Annotated in this window: 2 protein-coding genes; both read right to left on the bottom strand. The window is 40.2% G+C overall.

Annotated features, from left to right (window positions below; genetic code table 11):
• Window positions 1-127: 127 nt before the first annotated feature.
• Window positions 128-1,384, bottom strand: coding sequence for a transposase (locus DXB70_RS12375; protein WP_243099968.1), 1,257 nt, complete (start codon window positions 1,382-1,384; stop codon window positions 128-130).
• A gap of 54 nt (window positions 1,385-1,438) precedes the next feature.
• The coding region (gene tnpA / locus DXB70_RS12370; protein ID WP_118673415.1) for an IS200/IS605 family transposase at window positions 1,439-1,769 on the bottom strand (331 nt) is incomplete at its 5' end.

Genomic DNA, 1,769 nt, shown 5'->3' with positions numbered 1-1,769 from the left:
TCAAGGCAAAATCAAAATATAAAATTGTGAACTACTCGGTAACTAAGTTACCAGAGCATCTGAAATCTGGCGGGATACCGCCTTTTTTCAGGGTGCGTCCATGACACCACTACTGCTTACCTTTCGGCTATACAGCTACTTTTATTATTTCTGGATTCTTTAGTCCGGTTACGGACAGTTCTTTCTGTTTTCCGGATACGGAAAGATATTTACGCAGGATATTAAATGCTCCTACTGCATCCGCATTATATCTTACTCCATCCGTTATATACATGCCACGCTCTTTTCTGTTTGATGCTTCTGCATATCTTTTTGATAGTTCTGGTGAAAACGGGCTGCACTGGCTGGTATAGCTTTCTTCCTGTTTTGTCAGTGATATTCCATACAGTTTTAGTTTATATTCCAACATGATATACAGTTTATTATACGGCAGTCCGTGAAACTTCTGGTTTGTCTTGTGCCCTATATCTTTTCCTTTACGGATATTTCGGATATCTCCTATGATTACACAGCTTATCCTTTCTTTTTTACAGTATTCTGCAAGCCATCTGGTCACCTTATGAAGGTAATCCTTTACTGCGTTCTGTTTTTTCCGATAAATCCTTTTGATGTGTTTCGATGATCGGGGATATTTTATGCCGTTTTCCACCTGCTGTGCATACCATATTGATTGAACCCTGCTGATTTCTTTGTGAAAGTATCTTTCCAGCGAAAGATATTTCCTTCCCAGAATAAAAGTTTTTCCATTTCCGGAATCATAACAGGTCATCAGATTATGAAGTCCAAGATCAATTGATAAATAATGACCATTCTGAGGAAGCGGTTCTGGCTCCTTGACCTCATAGATAACAATAAGGTCACATTTTCCATCTTCCGGTGGATAGATCCGCAGCTGTTTTATGTGATCCATGTTCCTGAAAATCTTATTTTCAAGATATAGAAATTTTTCATGAATCCCATAAGCTTCTTCCATATAGCTTTTCAGATCCTTTGACAGAGACAGCCGCAATTGGTCGGAACCTTTCTCGTGCCGGATTCCCATCTGCATATAAGTGATCGGTATATTGTCCTGTTTAAATCGCGGTGGATTTGGCTCTTTGATCCCACCGGTCTTTTTAAGAGCATAAAATGATTTCCAGGCTTTATCCAGCTGCTTGCAGGTCTCCTGCGCTGTCTGGGACGGAAGCTGTCTATACCACAGATCTCCTTTATGCGCTTTCTTCTGATAATACCAGTCAGGATACTTCTCCATCCCCAATTCTTTATATCGACGGCGTTCATAGTTGCAGACATTCCAGAGCTTGGAAGCAGCGTAACACATATGCCCTATCATATTAGAATATTCCGGCCGGATATTAACCGATGTTCTGTGAGACAACAGCATTCTCCTCCCCCCTTCAGACTGCCATGCATATGAATATTTACAATTCACATTGAATTAATACGACTTGCTCTGATGTTCAATATAACGACGAATATTTTCCTCAGATACGGATCCGATCGTTTCCACATAATAGGAATGGTTCCACAGTTCTCCCTTCCACAACTGGTTTCTTATTTCCGGAAAACGTTCGAATAATTTCCTGCCTGTGATCCCCTTCAGATACTTGATAATGGCTGTTATTGACAGCTTTGGTGGAGCTGATACAAAACAGTGAACATGATCACCTTCACTACATTCAAATAAATGAACGGTAAAACCTTTATCGTCAGCTATCTGCTGCACGAGTTCCTGTAAGTATTTCTCAACTTCTGGGGTTAATATCTTC

The organism is Clostridium sp. OM05-5BH, assembly GCF_003481505.1.
GTDB classification, from domain to species: Bacteria; Bacillota; Clostridia; order Lachnospirales; family Lachnospiraceae; genus Otoolea; species Otoolea fessa.
Note: the sequence above shows the minus strand (reverse complement) of the source record. Positions and strands in the feature narration are given on the sequence as shown.

What these genes read in the sequence shown, in the direction of transcription:
- DXB70_RS12375 (WP_243099968.1), bottom strand. Translation starts at nt 1,384, where the DNA reads ATGCTGTTGTCTCACAGAACATCGGTTAATATCCGGCCGGAATATTCT.